Here is a 15,846-nt window from a genome sequence, read left to right as displayed (position 1 = left end):
CCCGCGATGACCGACGCGCTGCCCGCATCCGGACACTTCGTCGATCCGGCGCCCTTCGAGCCGGAGGCCCGGACCGAGAGCCCGGTCGCCACGGCCTCCGCGTGGCGGCTCATCTTCCGCAAGTTCCTGCGCCACCGCCTCGCCGTGGCCTCGGCCCTGATCCTGCTCGCGCTCTACGCGACCGTGCCGTTCGTCGAGCAGCTCGCGCCCTACGGGCAAGCCCGCCGCAACGGCGACTTCCTCTACGCGCCGCCACAGGGCGTGCACCTGTTCCACGAGGGCCGCTTCGTCGGGCCGTTCGTCTATCCCTACCGGGCCCATCTCGACCTCGACACGTTCCGCCGGGACTACAAGGTGGACGCCGCCGCCCCGCAGCCGCTGCGCTTCCTCTGCCGGGGCGACGGCTACGACTGGCTGGGGCTCGTCCGCACCGACCTGCACCTCGTCTGCCCGCCGGAGAACGGCACGCTGTTCCTCCTCGGCACCGACAAGCTCGGGCGTGACCTGTTCTCGCGCATGATCTACGGGGCCCGGATCTCCCTCACCATCGGCCTCGTGGGCGTCGCCATCTCGTTCGCGCTCGGGCTCTTCTTCGGCGGGATCGCGGGCTATTTCGGCGGCGTCGTCGATGCCGGGGTGCAGCGGCTGATCGAGGTGGTGCGCTCCCTGCCGGAGCTGCCGCTCTGGCTCGCCCTGTCGGCGGCGCTGCCGCCGAACTGGAGCCCGCTGCTGATCTTCTTCGGCATCACGGTGATCCTCGGCCTGCTCGACTGGCCGGGGCTCGCGCGGGCGGTGCGCGGGAAGCTCCTGGCGCTGCGGGAGGAGGATTTCGTCCAGGCCGCCGAGCTGATGGGCGCCTCGCCGACCCGGGTGATCGGCCGCCACCTGATCCCGAACTTCATGAGCCACCTGATCGCGTCGGCGACGCTGTCGATCCCGACCATGATCCTCGGCGAGACCGCCCTGTCGTTCCTGGGCCTCGGACTCAGACCGCCGGTGACCAGCTGGGGCGTGCTGCTCAACGAGGCGCAGAATCTCGCGGCGGTGCAGCTCTACCCCTGGCTGCTCCTGCCGGTCCTGCCCGTGCTGGTGACGGTGCTCGCCTTCAACTTCATGGGCGACGGCCTGCGCGACGCTGCCGATCCGTACCACTGACGGGCGCGCGCCGCGCCGTGTGCTTACCCGGCGAGCGGCAGCGGCGCGATCCGCGTCGGGGCGGCGACGCCCTTGCGCTCGAGGAGGCCCGGCGGCGGCACCGGGGCGTCGATGGTGCAGACCACGCCGGTCGGCTCGTAGCTCAGCACCACCTCGCCGGCGAGCTCGCGCGCCAGACTGCGCTCGATCAGGCGTGATCCGAATCCGGTCCGCGTCGGCTTCTTCACCGGCGGGCCGCCGCGCTCGGACCAGCGGAGCGAGAGCTGCATCTCGTCCAGGCGCCGCACCGTCCAGGCGATCTCGACCGTGCCGCCCTCGGTCGAGAGCGCGCCGTACTTCACGGCGTTCGTGCCGAGCTCGTGCAGGGCCATGGCGATGGACAGCGCGAGCCGCGGCGGCAGCCGCAGGGCCGGTCCCTGAACCTGGAACCGCGAGGCCCGGCCGTCGCCGGCCTCCAGCGGCCGGATCGCGTCCGCCACGACGGCGGAGAGTTCCGCTCCCTCCCAGCTCTCCCGGGTCAGCACGTCGTGGACCCGCGCCAGGGCGAGGAGCCGTGCCTCGAAGGCGGCGCGCGCCGCGTCGGCCTCGGCGCCTTCCAGCCCGCGCAGCGACTGGGCCGCGATCGACTGCACCGTCGCCAAGGTGTTCTTCACCCGGTGGTTCAACTCGTGGATCAGGAGCAGGAGGTGCTCCTCGGCGTTCTTCGTGTCGGTGATGTCGATGTTGCAGCCGGTGTAGCCCAGGAAGTTCTGGGCGTCGTCGAGCCGCGGCACGCCCTCGCATTGGAGCCAGCGCACCGCGCCCGTCCGGTCGATCACCTGCGCCTCCGTGCGGAACGGGATCCGGGCCTCGAACGCCTCCGTGAAGGCGCTGCGGAAATTCTCCAGGTCGTCGGGATGCACGATCTGGTGCCAGCCGTCGTCGTTGAACCGTGCGGCCGGCAGCCCGAACAGGTGCTCGAAATGGAGGTTGGCGAAGCTGACCGCGCCGGTCTCGTCGGTCATCCAGATCAAGGCCGGCGCCGAATCGGCCATGTGCCGGAAGCGCGCCTCGGACTCGCTCAGGGCGCTCAGGCCGCGCTTTGTCTCGGCGAGCGCCCGGTCGCGCTCCTCCTCCCGGGTGCGCAGCCGGAGAGACGCCTCCGACAGCACGACGCCGAGCCGCTGGATCTCGTGGACCGGCGACGACACGCGCGGGATCGCCTCGCCCCGGGCCAGGGCAGGCCCCGAAGCGGCCAGCAGCCGGAGGGGGCGCGAGACCCGCGACCAGAGGTTCACCGCCAGGAGCGACGAGGTGGCCAGCACCAGCAGGCCGAAGCCCGCGAAGGCCCAGATCCAGCGCCGCACCCGCGCGTCGACGAGGGCCTGCGGGATGCTGGTCGCGACCATCCAGCCGGTGAGCCGCGAGCGCGCCTCGATCACCACCACCGGCTTGTGCTGGCGATCCTGGCCTTCCCAGACCCCGGGCGTCGACGACTGCACCTGGCGAAGGCTGGCGAGGCGCTGCTTGCCGACCACCGCCTCGGGATCGGGCAGGCGCGCCAGGACGATGCCCGACCTGTCGCTGATCCCCGTCGTCCAGCCCGGGACGACCTCCCGGGACAGGATGCCCTGCAGGCGTGACAGGGGAACGGTGAAGCTCAGGATATAGCCGACCTCGCCGTCGACCATCACGGGCACGCCGACCGCGTAGGTGGCCTCGCTCGGCGTCGGGCCCGGCACGTAGCCGCTCACCATGGCGCGCTGCGTCCCGCGGGCCAGATCCTGGTCGAAGGGTAGCGTCACGACCGGCATCGGCGCGCCGCGCGGCACGCCGGTATTCACCATCTCCTGCCCGTTGGGCCGGCGCAGGAGCACGTCCAGGTCGATCGATTCGCGAACGAGGCGCGCCTGGGCGTCGAACGCCTCGAAGTCGCCCTGCCTGATCCGCGGTGAGGTCGCCAGAGTCTGCAGCACCGACACGAGACCGGCGGTGTCGCGGTCCAGGGACAGGCCGATGCCGCGCACGTTCTCGCGGGCGTCCTGCTCGAACCGTGCCCGCTCGGCGGAGGCGTAGCGCATCAGCAGGATGCTGGTGAACAGCAGGCCGGGGCCGATCAGCGCGATCACCAGCGCGATCAGGTAGACCTGGGTCGAGAAGCCGTTTCGCCCGAAGCGGTGCAGCCGCCGCGACAGCCAGGAACGGCGCGCGGGAATCACCGCGGGGACGCCCGCGCCCTCGGCGTGATGGTCCGGACTCAAGCGGGGTCCGTCCCCGGCCCGCGGTGCCACGCGGGCTCGTCGCCGTTCCCTCGCCTCATGACCGGTCGATATGACCGAGATCGCGTGTCGGGTCGAGGTGGTCGCGCACGCGCTGCTTCAGCGCCTTCACGTCCGGGAAACCGCCGTCGCGCACCCGTTCCCACAGGAGCACCCCGTCCAGTTGGATGTTGAAAGCGCCCCCCGTGGCCGGGACGAGGGCGACCTCGCCCAGATCATCGCGAAACGTCGAGAGGAGTTCCTGCGCCATCCAGGCGGAGCGCAGCAGCCAGTTGCATTGGGTGCAGTACGTGATCGCGACGCGCGGCCGTCCTGGCCTCGCCGCGCCCTCCACCGTCACGTCGCTGCCGGGCTTCGCGCCCGCTGGCCCATCGTGCATGCCCGCACAGCGCACCGGGCCGGCGCCCTTGTCAACCTCACGCGCGCGCACGTCGGCGTGCCCCGGGCCGGCGACGGCGGCGCTCAGCCGAGTGCGGTGCGTATTTGGACGCCTGCTCGAACGCTCGTCCGGCTGTCGGCCAACATCGCCGGCCGCGCTTGACGTCGCGGCCCGCCGCGCTCTAGAAGGCCCGCCACCGGGTCGCGGCGCCCCCACGGGCGAGCGGCGATGGCGTGCGCTCAGGCGGCACGCCGGTACGGACGGTTAGCACAGCGGTAGTGCGTTCCCTTCACACGGGAAAGGTCGCAGGTTCGATCCCTGCACCGTCCACCATCATCCCCTATCCCCCGAAGGTCTGATCCCGCGGCTCCCCGCGTCGGTTTGCCACCCGAAAAGCGCGTGCTAAGGGCGCTCGATCGGTGAACGCATAAGCTTGGACCCGGCCCGATCCGGGTCGCAGGTCACAGGCAGGGGAAGGGCGGGAACAGCCATGAAGGACATCCTCGACAAGCTCGAAGAGCGGCGGGCGCAGGCCCGGCTCGGCGGCGGTGAGAAGCGCGTCGAGGCCCAGCACAAGCGCGGCAAGCTGACGGCGCGCGAGCGCATCGAACTCCTCCTCGACCACGGGTCGTTCGAGGAGTTCGACATGTTCGTGCAGCACCGCTCCACCGATTTCGGCATGGAGAAGCAGAAGATCCCCGGCGACGGCGTCGTGACCGGCTGGGGCACGATCAACGGCCGCACAGTCTTCCTCTTCTCGAAGGACTTCACGGTGTTCGGCGGCTCGCTGTCCGAGGCGCATGCCCAGAAGATCGTGAAGGTTCAGGACATGGCGCTGAAGATGCGCGCCCCGATCATCGGTATCTTCGACGCCGGCGGCGCGCGCATCCAGGAGGGCGTCGCGGCGCTCGGCGGCTACGGCGAGGTGTTCCGCCGCAACGTCATGGCCTCGGGCGTCATCCCGCAGATCTCGGTGATCATGGGTCCCTGCGCGGGCGGCGACGTCTACTCGCCGGCCATGACCGACTTCATCTTCATGGTTCGCGACACGAGCTACATGTTCGTGACCGGCCCCGACGTGGTGAAGACCGTCACCAACGAGGTCGTGACCGCCGAGGAACTCGGCGGCGCCAAGGTCCACACCACCAAGTCGTCGATCGCCGACGGGTCCTTCGAGAACGACGTCGAGGCGATCCTCCAGATCCGCCGCCTCCTCGACTTCCTTCCGGCGAACAACATCGACGGCGTGCCGGAGCTCGAGAGCTTCGACGACGTCAACCGGATCGACGCGTCCCTCGACACGCTGATCCCCGACAACCCGAACAAGCCCTACGACATGGGCGAGCTGATCCGCCGCGTGGTGGACGAGGGCGACTTCTTCGAGATCCAGTCCGCCTACGCGCGCAACATCATCACCGGGTTCGGCCGGATCGAGGGCCGGACCGTCGGTTTCGTGGCCAACCAGCCACTGGTGCTCGCGGGCGTGCTCGATTCGGACGCCTCGCGGAAAGCCGCGCGCTTCGTGCGCTACTGCGACGCCTTCGGCATCCCGATCGTCACCTTCGTGGACGTGCCGGGCTTCCTGCCGGGCACGGCGCAGGAATACGGCGGCCTGATCAAGCACGGCGCCAAGCTGCTCTTCGCCTACTCGCAGGCGACGGTGCCGCTGGTCACGATCATCACCCGCAAGGCCTTCGGCGGCGCCTACGACGTCATGGCGTCGAAGCACGTCGGCGCGGACGTGAACTACGCGTGGCCGACGGCGCAGATCGCCGTGATGGGCGCGAAGGGCGCGGTCGAGATCATCTTCCGCAGCGAGATCGGCGACCCGGAGAAGATCGCGGCGCGCACCGGCGAGTACGAGGACCGGTTCCTCTCGCCCTTCGTGGCGGCCGAGCGCGGCTACATCGACGAGGTGATCATGCCGCACTCGACCCGCCGCCGGATCGCCAAGGCCCTCGGGATGCTCCGCACCAAGAAGATGGAGCAGCCCTGGAAGAAGCACGACAACATCCCGCTCTGAGGCGGGCGCACGGGCCGGCGGCCGCGCCGCCGCCGGTCTCAGCTGCGGTTGCTGTTCTCGATCACCGCGCACAGCGTCAGCGGACCCTTGTCGGGCGACACCATCGCTGAGCAGGTGACCCGGGCCCCGCCGAGATCGACGTTGCTGTGCCTGAGCTTCATGGCCGTCGCCTGGGCCCGGTGCGCGGCCTCGGTGATCACGGCGGCGTCGATGCCGGTCACCGCGTGCCCGGCCTGCCCGAACAGGTCGTAGTAGCGGTCGGGCGGGTTCGCGCCGCGAAACTGCGCGCCCACAGAGGACAGGTTTGGCCCGCCGCAGGCCAGCGTCAGGGTCATGTCCGGACCGGCCGTGAAGCTCGCGTAGTCGCTCCGGCGCTCGGCCGTCTTGGCCGCCGTCTCGGCCGTGACCTTGTCGACGAGCGCGTCGCAGGACTGTGCCCGGACGGGGCCGGCGCCGGCCGAGAGGGCGGTGAAGACGAGGAGAGGCAGGAGCGCGCGCATGCCCGCGAGGTAGCGCGGCGGTCCGGAAAGGCGAGCGGCGCGGCGTTCCGGCGCGCCTCGCCCCACCCCGATGCGGATCAGGCGGATTCGCCCCGTCCCCTGACCAGGACGGGTCCCTCGCCGACGAGGAGGCGCCGCTTGAGGCGGGCGATGCCCTCGCGCTGCAACTCGCTGGGCGGGGAATGCGCGCTGGCCACCTCGGTCAGCATCGCGATCAACTCGCCCCGCTCGGACACCGTCAGCGCGTCGCGCAGCAGCGGCGCCAGGGCGTCGGCGACCTGCGAGAACGGGAGACGCGCCTGCGTGTAGCCCCAGGCCCTCTCGAAGGTGGCCGAGATCCGATCCACCTCGAGCGGACGCTCCATGTATTCGAGGATCCGCGTCTTCTCGCTGGCGGTGAGGGGGCTGCCGGTCCGGACCAGCTGGATCATCAGGATCACCGCCGCCAGGCGCGGGTCGCGGACGCGCTGCAACGGCGTTCCCACGAGGTTCTGGAAGGTCGAGACGGCGCGGCGCTGAAGCCCCTTCGTGTCCCGGTTGACCTCCTGCAGGCCCTTGACGGTCCCGTGCGTCCGCAAGATCCAGAACAGTCCCGCGACGATGATCCCGATGAGGCCGAGCAGGATCGGCATGAGCGTCCCCAGATCGAATCGACGCGGGACGCTCTCACGCACATCTCGGTGTGTCAAACCCGCGTCAATGCCTGCGAATGACCGCTGTGACTTGCGGGATCGCGCACGCAGGCGACACATCCATTGTGCGCGACCTGGATCTACTTCACCGATGCGGCGACCGTCGGCATCCGCGTGACGCTCTCGCGCGCTCAGCTGGCGGTCGCGGACGCGTCCGACGTGCCGAGTTCGAGGAGGACGATCTCCGGCGGGACGCCCATCCGCACCGGGATCCGGCTCATCCCGAAACCGCCCGAGACGATCATGTGGCGGCCGTCCTGGACGATGTGGCCGTAGGAGTAATCGTGGCCGCGCACCTTCCGGATGGCGGGGGCGTGGCCGAACAGCCGGACCTGGCCGCCATGGGTATGGCCGGCGAGGGTCAGCGAGACGCGGTCGGGCACGGAGACGAAGATGTCGGGTTCGTGGGCCATCAGGATCACGGGCGCCGAGTCCGTGACCGCTCGCAGCGTTCGCGGCAGGTCGGCCAGGCTGAACGTGTTCCACGCGTTGAGGAACGGCAGCTGGTCGCCGAGCCCGGCCAGCCAGAACGGCCGCCCGTCTTTCACCAGGCGCACGGCCTGATTCTCCAGAACCGGGATGCCCTGCGCCTCCAGCAGGCGCCGCACCGCCGGAACGCCGCGGCCGGCCCGCTGGACGGCGTGGTCGTCCCACCAATCGTGGTTGCCGAGGATCGCGTGCGTGCCGAGGGGCGCCTTCAGCTCGGTCATCATCCGGGCGAACTGGTCGAGCGGCAGCTTGCGCCACGCGATGCGCCCGGCCGGGTAGTCGCCGAGCAGCAGGACCAGATCGGGCGCGAGGGCGTTGGTGGCCGCGACGATCTCCGCCACCCGGTCGAACGGCATGTACGGCTCGCAGATGTGGAAATCCGCCAGCACCGCCACCCGCAGGCGCAGCGCCGGATCCCAGCGCGGCAGGGACGGCGCGTAGGACGTGACCACCAGCCGGTGCAGCGGCTCGACGTCGAAGGCGTAGACGCCCGTCGCGGCGGTGAGGCCGGCGCCCACGCCGAGCCCGGTCAGGAACTGCCGGCGGCTCGGCATGATCAGCATCGCGATAAGACCTGTAGGCTCCAGAACCCGCCGGGGTCCCGCTAGGCGCGCAGTCCGGCGAAAGCGGGGCGGGCCGCCTTCACGGCCGCGAGACCCTGGCCCGAAACCGGTTGACGGAATGTGGCCTGCCGCCGCGCTCGGTCTATAAGGCAGTGTCTCGTCCAGCGAAGCGATCCGGAACAGATGTTGAACCGCCCCCTGCGCATCGGCACCCGCGGCTCTCCGATGGCGCTCGCGCAGACCGGGATGGTGCGCGACCGGATCGTGGCGGCCAATCCGGGCCTCGAGACCGAGCTGGTGGTCGTGACCACCGTGGCCGACAAGATCCTGGACCGGCCCCTGTCCGAGATCGGCGGCAAGGGCCTGTTCACCAAGGAGCTCGAGCAGGCCCTGTTCGCCGGCGAGGTCGACGTCGCCGTGCATTCGATGAAGGATGTGGAGACCTGGCTCCCCGACGGTCTCACCATCGCCTGCATCCTCGCGCGCGACGATCCGCGGGACGCGTTCCTGTCGCCGCACGCCGACGGCCTGTCCGGGCTGACGGCCGGCGCCCGGGTCGGGACCTCGTCGCTCCGCCGCGGCGCGCAGGTGCTGATGCGGCGGCCCGATCTCCGAGTGGTCCCGCTGCGGGGCAACGCCAACACCCGGATGCGCAAGCTCGAGGCCGGCGAGTGCGACGCGACGCTCCTCGCCATCGCGGGCCTGGAGCGCCTCGGCCTGGAGAGCATGGCGCGCAGCGTCCTGTCGGTCGAGGAGATGCTGCCGGCCGTGGCGCAGGGCGCCCTGGGCATCGAGTGCCGCTCGGACGACGCGGCGATCCGCGACCTCCTGGCGCCCATCGCCTGCGCGCGGACCACCATCGCGGTCTCGGCCGAGCGGGCGCTGCTCGCGGAACTCGACGGTTCCTGCCGGACGCCCATCGCCGCCCTGGCGCAGATCGACGGGGACACTCTGCGGATCGACGGGCTGCTCTTCCTGCCCGACGGCAGCCGCCACTGGGCGGCGTCCCGGCAGGGGCCCGTCGCGGAGGCGGAGCGGATCGGTCGTGAGGCGGGCGCGGCCCTCAAGGCGGCGGCCGGCGACACCTATACCCGCCACCTCCAGTGAGGGCCGGCCGATGCCGCCCGTGACTGTGGTCGACGTCTTCACGCACGCCGGCACGGGCGGCAATCCCTGTCCCGTCGTCTCCGACGCGCGGGCCCTCGACGCGGAGGCCATGCGGGGCGTCGCCCGGCGGTACGGCCACGAATCGGGCTTCGCGCTGCCGGCCGATGACCCGGCCCACGATCTGCACCTGCGCTTCTTCGTGCCGAACCACGAGATGGAGATGTGCGCCCACGCCACGATCGGCGTCCTGTGGGTGCTCGCCCGCGAGGGGCGCATCCCGGAGGGGTCGGTCCGCATCGCCACCGGCAGCGGTTCCGTAACGGGGTTCGTCAGCCCGCGCGGCGCGGATGCTTGGAGCGTCGCGATCACGCAGTCGGTCGGCCGCGTGCGGCCCCTGACGGACGAGCAGAGCGCCGCAGCCCAAGCGGCGCTCGGAATCGGGCGCGACGCCCTCGCTGCGCGGCCGGTCCACAACGCTGTGACGTCCCGGATCAAGACGCTCGTGCCGATGCGCGACGCGGCGGCGCTGAACGCCCTCGCGCCCGCCAGCGATGCCGTCGAGGCTGCCTGCACGCGGATCGGGTCGACCGGGCTCTACCCCTACGCCGTGCTCGACGGCCCGGCCCGGCTGTTCGAGGCGCGGCAGTTTCCCCGCGCCTCCGGCTATCCCGAGGACGCCGCCACGGGCATCGCGGCCGCAGCCCTGGCCTTCGGGCTGTTGCAGGACGGCCTCATCGAGCCGGACGATCGTCCGATCCGGATCCTGCAGGGTCGGGCTATGGGCCGCCTGTCCGAGATCCGGGTGCGGCTCGGCTTCGTGGACGGCCGCCCGGTCGGGTGCCTGCTGGAGGGCGACGTCGCGCTCGCCGAATCCGCCGACCGCGTGACCGCGACGGATGAGGGCGGCCGGATCGCGGGGTAGTGGCTCACCGCGCCGTCACGGCCCGGAGGCCGCCGTCGGTAATCGTGGCCTCAATCCACCTTGCCGTCCCGGTCGCGGCGGATGCTGCGGCGGACCGCGATGAGCTGCCAGACCCCGACACCCAGCGCCAGGGCGAAGACGAGTCCGATATCGAGGGCGGCGAACAGCCCGTCGCGCACCGATGAGCCTCCGCCGCGTCGATCAGGACGGTGCGGAGCGGCCGAACGCCTCGCGCTCGCGCATCCGCTCGATCAGGTCGAGGACGTGCACGACCCGGCCGCCGACGTCCCACCAGGGCCGCAGCGCCGGGCGCGCGCGCATCGGCAGGACCGGCTCGGCCGCCACGGCCTCGATCAGGAACGCCGTCTCGGGAAGCGGGGCCGCGCCGAGGCCGGCGGCGTCCGCGGGCGTTCGGATCGCGCGGACGATCAGGGCGAGCTTCCGCGCCGTCGTGACCCGGGCGCGGTGGCGGACCGAATCGTAGCCCTGCGCCGCAACGACCCGGCCGATCTCGGCGTAGATCAGCCCCGCCGCCCGGATCGAGGGCCGGCAGCCGCGTGGCAGCACCGCGATGCCCGCCTCGGCGCGCGCGTAGAGGCTGTCCGCCTCGGCGAGGAGGCGGGCCACCACGCCGGCCAGGGCCGGGCTCGGCCGCGGATCGGCGAGGAACGCGTCCGGATCGAGCCCCGCCTCCCGCATCCAGTCCAGCGGCAGGTAGAGGCGGCCCATCCGCGCGTCCTCGCCGACGTCGCGCGCGATGTTGGTGAGCTGCATCGCGGCGCCGAGATCGCAGGCGCGGGCCAGCGCGTCGGGACAGCGGGTCCCCATGATCAGGGACATCATCGCCCCGACCGAGCCCGCGACCCGGGCAGCGTAGGCGTGGAGCGCCCCGAGATCGGCGTAGCGCCGGCCCTCGGCGTCCCAGGCGAAGCCCTCGATCAGCGCGCGCGGCAGCGCTTCCGGGATCGCGTGGACCGCGACGATCTCCGCGAAGGCGCGGTCCGCCGGGGCGTCGGCGGGACGGCCCGCATAGGCCTGGCCGATCCGGGCCTCGAGACGCGCCACGGCGCCGCGCCGGTCGGCCGGGCTCGCCGCATCGTCGACGAGATCGTCGGACAGCCGGCAGAAGGCGTAGAGGCCGTAAGCCGCCTCGCGCATGTCGGCCGGCAGCAGCTGGCCGGCCGCGAAGAAGCTCTTCGAGCCGGCCCGGATCGCCATCCGGCAGGCGGTCCGGTCGGCCGCGGCGGCGAATTCAGGCGGTAACGCGGGCATCGGGGACCACGCTGTCGAGGATGCGGGCGGAGGACAGCACCCCGGGGAGGCCGGCCCCCGGATGCGTGCCGGCCCCCACGAGGTAGAGGTTGCGGACTGCGCTCGACCGGTTGTGCGGACGGAACCAGGCCGATTGCGTCAGCACCGGCTCCAGGCCGAATCCGGAGCCCCGGTAGCTCAGGAAATCGTCCTGGAAATCCAGCGGCGTCGTCACCTTCGAGGTCACGATGGCCTCCGACAGGCCGGGCATCACGCTCGCTTCGAGCAGGGCGGCGATCCGGCGCCGATACGGTTCGGCGAGGGTCTGCCAATCCTGGCCGCCGGCGAGGTTCGGCACCGGGGCCAGCACGTAGAAGGCGTCGCATCCCGGCGGGGCGAGGCTCGGATCGGTGGCGGTCGGACGGTGCAGGTAGAGGCTCGCGTCCTCGGCCAGCACCTTGCGGTCAAAGATGTCGGCGAGCAGGCCGCGGTATCGGGGCCCGAGCAGGATCGTGTGGTGATCCACCGCCGGGTAGCGCCGCTTGGTGCCGAAATACCAGACGAACAGTCCCATCGACGAGCGGGCCCGCTGGAACCGCCCCGGGCTCCAGCGCTGCGCCTCCGGAAGCAGGCGCGCGTGCGTCACGGCCGAATCGGCGTTGGACACCACGACGTCGGCCGCGATCGTCTCGCCGCTGGTCAGGTCGACGCCGGTGGCCGCCCCCGCCTCGACCCGGATGCGCGCGACCTCGACGCCGAGGCGCAGGCGGCCGCCCTGCGACCGGATCAGCCGCACCAGCCCGTCGACCAGCTGCCCCGTACCGCCCATCGCGAAGTGAACGCCCCAGCGCCGCTCGAGGTCGGCGATCAGGCAGTAGATGGCGCTGGCCCGGAACGGGTTGCCGCCGATCAGGAGCGGATGGAAGCTGAAGACCGTGCGCAGCCGCTCGTCGCGGATGAAGCGCGCCACCACGTCGTGCACCGAGCGGTGTCCCGAGAGGCGCAGCAGGTCGGGCGCGATCTTGAGCATCGCGCCGACGCTGCCGAACGGCACGTGTCCGAGCTGCTCGAACCCGATCCGGCAGACGGCGCGGCTGTGCGCCATGAAGCGCTCGTACCCCGCGACGTCGTCCGGCGCGAAGCGGGCCACCTCGGCGCGCATCCGGTCCACGTCGCCGCTGTAGGCGAAGGACGTGCCGTCGGCGAAGCGGATCCGGTAGAACGGATCCATCGGCACCAGCGTCACGTCGTCGGCGAGCCTGCGGCCGGCGAGTTGCCACAACTCCTCGAAGAGCTGGGGCGCGGTGACGATGGTCGGACCGGCGTCGAAGGTGAAGCCGTCCTGCCGGTGGACGCGGGCGCGCCCCCCGGGCTGCGCGAGGCGCTCCAAGACGGTGACGCGATAGCCGCGCGCGCCCAGCCGGACCGCCGCGGCGAGGCCGCCGAAGCCCGAGCCGACCACGACGGCGTGCGGGCGCCGATCGATCTCTTGCGCAACCCGATGGTCGACCGCGAGTGTCAGCATTGCTTGACACTATCGCGGTCCTTTCCCGCCGCGCAAGGACGAAATCATGCGCGTCCCTGGCGGCGATGGTCGCGTCAGAACTCGCCCGCGAGGCCGGCGCGGACACCGACAGCGTTGTCGCCGCCGTAGGCCACGCCGGCGGTCACCGCGATCGGGACGCAGCAGGTCGGCAACCGGTGCGCCACAGCGAGACCGCCGGCCCACTCGCCCCGGTAGGTCGCCCCGTTGGTGGCCCAGGTCGTCTTGCCCGGCGCCGACGGCATCGGCGCGGTCGCCATCGCGATGGCCATGGCGACGCCCTGCCGGGCCTCCTTCCGCGTCTGGATCGCGTAGCGCTGGACCGAGTCGGTCTTGGCTTCCAGGTTGTTGACCTGCGCCTGCACCGAATCGATCCGGTTGCCGAGGCCGGCGATCGTCGACGGTCCGTAGGCCGAGGCCGCGAGGTTACCGTTCGCGTCCGTGGTCACGAAGGCCGTGGCTCCGCTCTGGGCGGCGGCGCTCGCCTGCGAGGCGATGCCGGCCAGCGTGTAGGTGTTCGCGGAATTGCCGATCGCGACTTGGTTGGCCTGGGTCGTCTTCACGTTCGCGCCGATCGCGATCGTGTTGGCCTGATTGGCGGCCGCCCCGTTGCCGAGCGCGACGCTGTTGTTGCCGGCCGCCGAGGCGGCCGCACCGACGGCGGTCGAGCCGGTTCCGGTCGCGCCGGCGACGAAGCCCAGGGCGGTGCTGCCGGCTCCGGACGCCGCGGAGGCCGTGCCGATGGCCGTTCCGCCGAGGCCCTGCGCGCTGGCCGCGTAGCCGAGGGCGACGCTGCCGGTGTTGGCGGCGCTGGCGCCCGTGCCGACCGCGGTCGAGGCCGTCCCGGCCGCGCTCGAACCGTAGCCCACCGCCAGCGCGTCGCTGCCGACGGCGATCGGCGCGGCCTGGTTGCTGGTGTTGTTGGCGGCGACGCCCGTGACGCTCGTGAGCTGCGAGAGCCTCAGCTCGTTGATGACGGTCTGCCCCTGGGACTGCGTCACGTTGCCGGTGATGATGTAGATGCCCTGATTGGACCCGCCACCGGTACCACCACCACCGGTTCCGCCTCCGCCGGTCCCACCCCCGCCGGTGCCGCCGCATGTGCCGCAGCCGCCCGTTCCGGTCCCTCCCGCGGTTCCCAGGGTGAGACCGGTGCCGAGCAGCCCGTCTCCCGGACCGGTCGTGCCGACCAGCACGCCGGTTCCGAGCACACCCCCGCCGGTGGTCCCGACGTTGAGCCCCGTTCCGAGGACGCCGGTCCCGGGAGCGGTGGTTCCGACCGTCACGCCGGTGCCGAGCACGCTGCCGCCGGTCGTGGTCCCGACATTGACGCCGGTCCCGAGGACGCCGGTCCCGGGATTGGTGGTGCCGACCGTGACGCCGGTGCCGAGAAGCCCGCCGCTCGTCGTGCCGACATTGAGGCCGGTTCCGAGCACGCCGCTGCCGGGGCTGCTCGTGCCGATCGTGAGCCCGGTGCCGAGGATGCCATTCGTGGTTGTATCCAGCGCGCCGCGCAGGAGCTGCGCCTGGGCGGGCGTCGCCAGGGCCGTGCAGAGCAGGAGCCCGGCCGCGATCGGGATCGCGCGGGCGGCGCCCGGACGGAGGACAGCGATCGTCGCAGTCCGCGGCGTAACCGGGACGACGGTCAAGGGACGCATCTGGAACTCCATTGCTGCGCGGCCGGGGAGCGATTCCGAGCCGGCCCTGCAACCCGTTGGTCGGCAAGCAGGAACGAGATGCAGCTTCTGGTAGAATGATTAACGCTAACTTTCAGTTGTATTTGGTTTCGTCGTTTCCCGTACAATGACGCGGTTCGCGGAGGCCGGCGCGCGCCCCGTGGCCCGCCTCAGAAAACGCGTGTTTGCGCGGCGATATCGCGCCGCAAAGGGGCTATAGGGGCTTGGAAATCCGAGCTTTCGGCAGGGAACGGACGCGTGATGGACGGTCGAGGTCAGACCATTTTCGTGGCGGGCCATCGCGGCATGGTGGGCTCGGCGATCGTGCGTCGCCTGCGTGAGCTCGGTCACGAGCGGATCCTCATGGCCGACCGCCGGACCCTCGACCTCCTCGATCAGGCCGCGGTCCGGCGCTTCTTCGCCGAGAACCGCATCAACCAGGTCTACCTCGCCGCCGCGCGCGTCGGCGGCATCCACGCCAACAACACCTACCCGGCCGAGTTCATCCACGAGAACCTGCTGATCCAGTCGAACCTGATCGACGCCGCGCACACGCACGGCGTCGACCGGCTGCTGTTCCTGGGCTCGTCCTGCATCTACCCGAAGCTCGCGCCGCAGCCGATGCGCGAGGACGCCCTGCTGACCGGGCTGCTCGAGCCGACCAACGAGCCCTACGCGATCGCCAAGATCGCGGGGATCAAGATGTGCGAGAGCTACAACCGCCAGTATGGGCGCCGCTATCGCAGCGTGATGCCGACGAACCTCTACGGCCCGAACGACAACTTCCATCCCGAGAACGCCCACGTGCTGCCGGCGCTGATGCGCCGCTTCCACGAGGCGAAGCGGGAGGGTCTGGCGAAGGTCACGGTCTGGGGCACCGGCCGGGCGATGCGCGAGTTCCTGCACGTCGACGACATGGCACGGGCCAGCGTCTACGTGATGGAGATGGACGACGCGGTCTACGCCGCGAACACGCGCCCCGACCTCTCGCACATCAACGTCGGGACGGGTGAGGATTGCACCATCCGGCAGCTCGCCGAGGCGCTCGCGCGGGTGATCGGCTACGCGGGCGAGCTGGCGTTCGACGCGACCAAGCCGGACGGCACGCCGCGCAAGCTGATGGACGTGTCGCGGCTGCGGGCGATGGGCTGGCGACCGGAGATCGCCCTCGAGGACGGCCTGCGCCAGACCTACGGCTGGTTCCTGGAGAACCACGCGACGCTGCGGAGCTGAGCGGGCCCGCCGTCCCGCCGCCCGGCTCACCGACCATCGCACAGCCACCGGGCAT

At 71.6% G+C, this 15,846-nt stretch carries 14 protein-coding genes and 1 tRNA gene; 6 read left to right on the top strand and 9 right to left on the bottom strand.

Features of this window, described 5'->3' with window-relative positions; all coding sequences use genetic code 11:
• Nucleotides 1–6 precede the first annotated feature (6 nt).
• Entirely contained in the window at nt 7–1,155 is a 1,149-nt protein-coding gene (locus tag BMY19_RS06305; protein WP_100251206.1) for an ABC transporter permease, read from the top strand.
• A gap of 23 nt (nt 1,156–1,178) precedes the next feature.
• Here the strand turns inward: BMY19_RS06305 and BMY19_RS06300 are convergent, their stop codons facing one another.
• A complete protein-coding gene (locus BMY19_RS06300; RefSeq protein WP_100251205.1) occupies nt 1,179–3,395 on the bottom strand; it encodes a sensor histidine kinase in 2,217 nt (738 codons plus the stop codon).
• Nucleotides 3,396–3,450: 55 nt separating this feature from the next.
• On the bottom strand, nt 3,451–3,792 hold the full coding sequence (locus BMY19_RS06295) for an Rdx family protein (protein WP_234082982.1): 342 nt from the start codon (nt 3,790–3,792) through the stop codon (nt 3,451–3,453).
• 258 nt (nt 3,793–4,050) lie between these two features.
• Here BMY19_RS06295 and BMY19_RS06290 point away from each other — a divergent pair.
• Together BMY19_RS06290 and BMY19_RS06285 are read left to right on the top strand one after the other, a co-directional pair.
• Nucleotides 4,051–4,125: transfer RNA gene (locus tag BMY19_RS06290), tRNA-Val, on the top strand.
• A gap of 157 nt (nt 4,126–4,282) precedes the next feature.
• A complete protein-coding gene (locus tag BMY19_RS06285) occupies nt 4,283–5,815 on the top strand; it encodes an acyl-CoA carboxylase subunit beta (RefSeq protein WP_020091972.1) in 1,533 nt (510 codons plus the stop codon).
• Between the two features lie 38 nt (nt 5,816–5,853).
• Here BMY19_RS06285 and BMY19_RS06280 read toward each other — a convergent pair whose 3' ends face one another.
• From BMY19_RS06280 to BMY19_RS06270, 3 genes are all read right to left on the bottom strand, one after another.
• Entirely contained in the window at nt 5,854–6,315 is a 462-nt protein-coding gene (locus BMY19_RS06280; protein ID WP_100251204.1) for an ABC transporter ATPase, read from the bottom strand.
• A 77-nt stretch (nt 6,316–6,392) separates the two neighbouring features.
• The gene (locus tag BMY19_RS06275; protein ID WP_100251203.1) at nt 6,393–6,947 is read right to left on the bottom strand and encodes a tellurite resistance TerB family protein; all 555 of its coding nucleotides are present in this window, start codon (nt 6,945–6,947) and stop codon (nt 6,393–6,395) included.
• 191 nt (nt 6,948–7,138) lie between these two features.
• Nucleotides 7,139–8,059 carry a metallophosphoesterase gene (locus BMY19_RS06270; protein ID WP_091676964.1) on the bottom strand — a complete coding sequence of 307 codons (921 nt, stop codon included), beginning with the start codon at nt 8,057–8,059 and terminating at the stop codon, nt 7,139–7,141.
• 183 nt (nt 8,060–8,242) lie between these two features.
• Here BMY19_RS06270 and hemC point away from each other — a divergent pair, with 183 nt between their 5' ends.
• Both hemC and BMY19_RS06260 read left to right on the top strand, forming a co-directional pair.
• Nucleotides 8,243–9,166 carry a hydroxymethylbilane synthase gene (gene hemC / locus BMY19_RS06265; RefSeq protein WP_100251202.1) on the top strand — a complete coding sequence of 308 codons (924 nt, stop codon included), beginning with the start codon at nt 8,243–8,245 and terminating at the stop codon, nt 9,164–9,166.
• A gap of 10 nt (nt 9,167–9,176) precedes the next feature.
• Nucleotides 9,177–10,088: a PhzF family phenazine biosynthesis protein gene (locus BMY19_RS06260; protein ID WP_100251201.1), complete on the top strand. Its 912-nt coding sequence runs from the start codon at nt 9,177–9,179 to the stop codon at nt 10,086–10,088.
• Between the two features lie 50 nt (nt 10,089–10,138).
• On the opposite strand, the gene BMY19_RS31590 is transcribed toward BMY19_RS06260, so the two are convergent.
• From BMY19_RS31590 to BMY19_RS06245, 4 genes are all read right to left on the bottom strand, one after another.
• Nucleotides 10,139–10,267: a hypothetical protein gene (locus BMY19_RS31590; protein ID WP_280141588.1), complete on the bottom strand. Its 129-nt coding sequence runs from the start codon at nt 10,265–10,267 to the stop codon at nt 10,139–10,141.
• A 22-nt stretch (nt 10,268–10,289) separates the two neighbouring features.
• On the bottom strand, nt 10,290–11,360 hold the full coding sequence (locus tag BMY19_RS06255) for a phytoene/squalene synthase family protein (protein ID WP_091676973.1): 1,071 nt from the start codon (nt 11,358–11,360) through the stop codon (nt 10,290–10,292).
• Nucleotides 11,341–12,864, bottom strand: coding sequence for a phytoene desaturase (locus BMY19_RS06250; RefSeq protein ID WP_020091964.1), 1,524 nt, complete (start codon nt 12,862–12,864; stop codon nt 11,341–11,343). The genes BMY19_RS06255 and BMY19_RS06250 overlap by 20 nt, the downstream gene beginning before the upstream one ends.
• Before the next feature lie 74 nt (nt 12,865–12,938).
• Nucleotides 12,939–14,540 (bottom strand): hypothetical protein, encoded by a 1,602-nt coding sequence (locus tag BMY19_RS06245; protein ID WP_244534851.1) that lies wholly within the window; start codon nt 14,538–14,540, stop codon nt 12,939–12,941.
• 279 nt (nt 14,541–14,819) lie between these two features.
• On the opposite strand from BMY19_RS06245, the gene BMY19_RS06240 reads away from it, so the two are divergent.
• A complete protein-coding gene (locus BMY19_RS06240) occupies nt 14,820–15,791 on the top strand; it encodes a GDP-L-fucose synthase (RefSeq protein ID WP_100251199.1) in 972 nt (323 codons plus the stop codon).
• The last annotated feature ends 55 nt before the right edge of the window (nt 15,792–15,846 follow it).

This window comes from Methylobacterium sp. UNC300MFChir4.1 (assembly GCF_900110155.1).
In the GTDB taxonomy this organism is placed as follows: Bacteria; Pseudomonadota; Alphaproteobacteria; order Rhizobiales; family Beijerinckiaceae; genus Methylobacterium.
Note: the sequence above shows the minus strand (reverse complement) of the source record. Positions and strands in the feature narration are given on the sequence as shown.

Coding starts and splice junctions, on each gene's coding strand:
- BMY19_RS06305 (WP_100251206.1), top strand. CDS start 7: ATGACCGACGCGCTGCCCGCATCCGGACACTTCGTCGATCCGGCGCCC.
- BMY19_RS06295 (WP_234082982.1), bottom strand. CDS start 3,792: ATGCACGATGGGCCAGCGGGCGCGAAGCCCGGCAGCGACGTGACGGTG.
- BMY19_RS06285 (WP_020091972.1), top strand. CDS start 4,283: ATGAAGGACATCCTCGACAAGCTCGAAGAGCGGCGGGCGCAGGCCCGG.
- BMY19_RS06280 (WP_100251204.1), bottom strand. CDS start 6,315: ATGCGCGCGCTCCTGCCTCTCCTCGTCTTCACCGCCCTCTCGGCCGGC.
- BMY19_RS06275 (WP_100251203.1), bottom strand. CDS start 6,947: ATGCCGATCCTGCTCGGCCTCATCGGGATCATCGTCGCGGGACTGTTC.
- BMY19_RS06270 (WP_091676964.1), bottom strand. CDS start 8,059: ATGCTGATCATGCCGAGCCGCCGGCAGTTCCTGACCGGGCTCGGCGTG.
- hemC (WP_100251202.1), top strand. CDS start 8,243: ATGTTGAACCGCCCCCTGCGCATCGGCACCCGCGGCTCTCCGATGGCG.
- BMY19_RS06260 (WP_100251201.1), top strand. CDS start 9,177: ATGCCGCCCGTGACTGTGGTCGACGTCTTCACGCACGCCGGCACGGGC.
- BMY19_RS06255 (WP_091676973.1), bottom strand. CDS start 11,360: ATGCCCGCGTTACCGCCTGAATTCGCCGCCGCGGCCGACCGGACCGCC.
- BMY19_RS06250 (WP_020091964.1), bottom strand. CDS start 12,864: ATGCTGACACTCGCGGTCGACCATCGGGTTGCGCAAGAGATCGATCGG.
- BMY19_RS06245 (WP_244534851.1), bottom strand. CDS start 14,540: ATGCGTCCCTTGACCGTCGTCCCGGTTACGCCGCGGACTGCGACGATC.
- BMY19_RS06240 (WP_100251199.1), top strand. CDS start 14,820: ATGGACGGTCGAGGTCAGACCATTTTCGTGGCGGGCCATCGCGGCATG.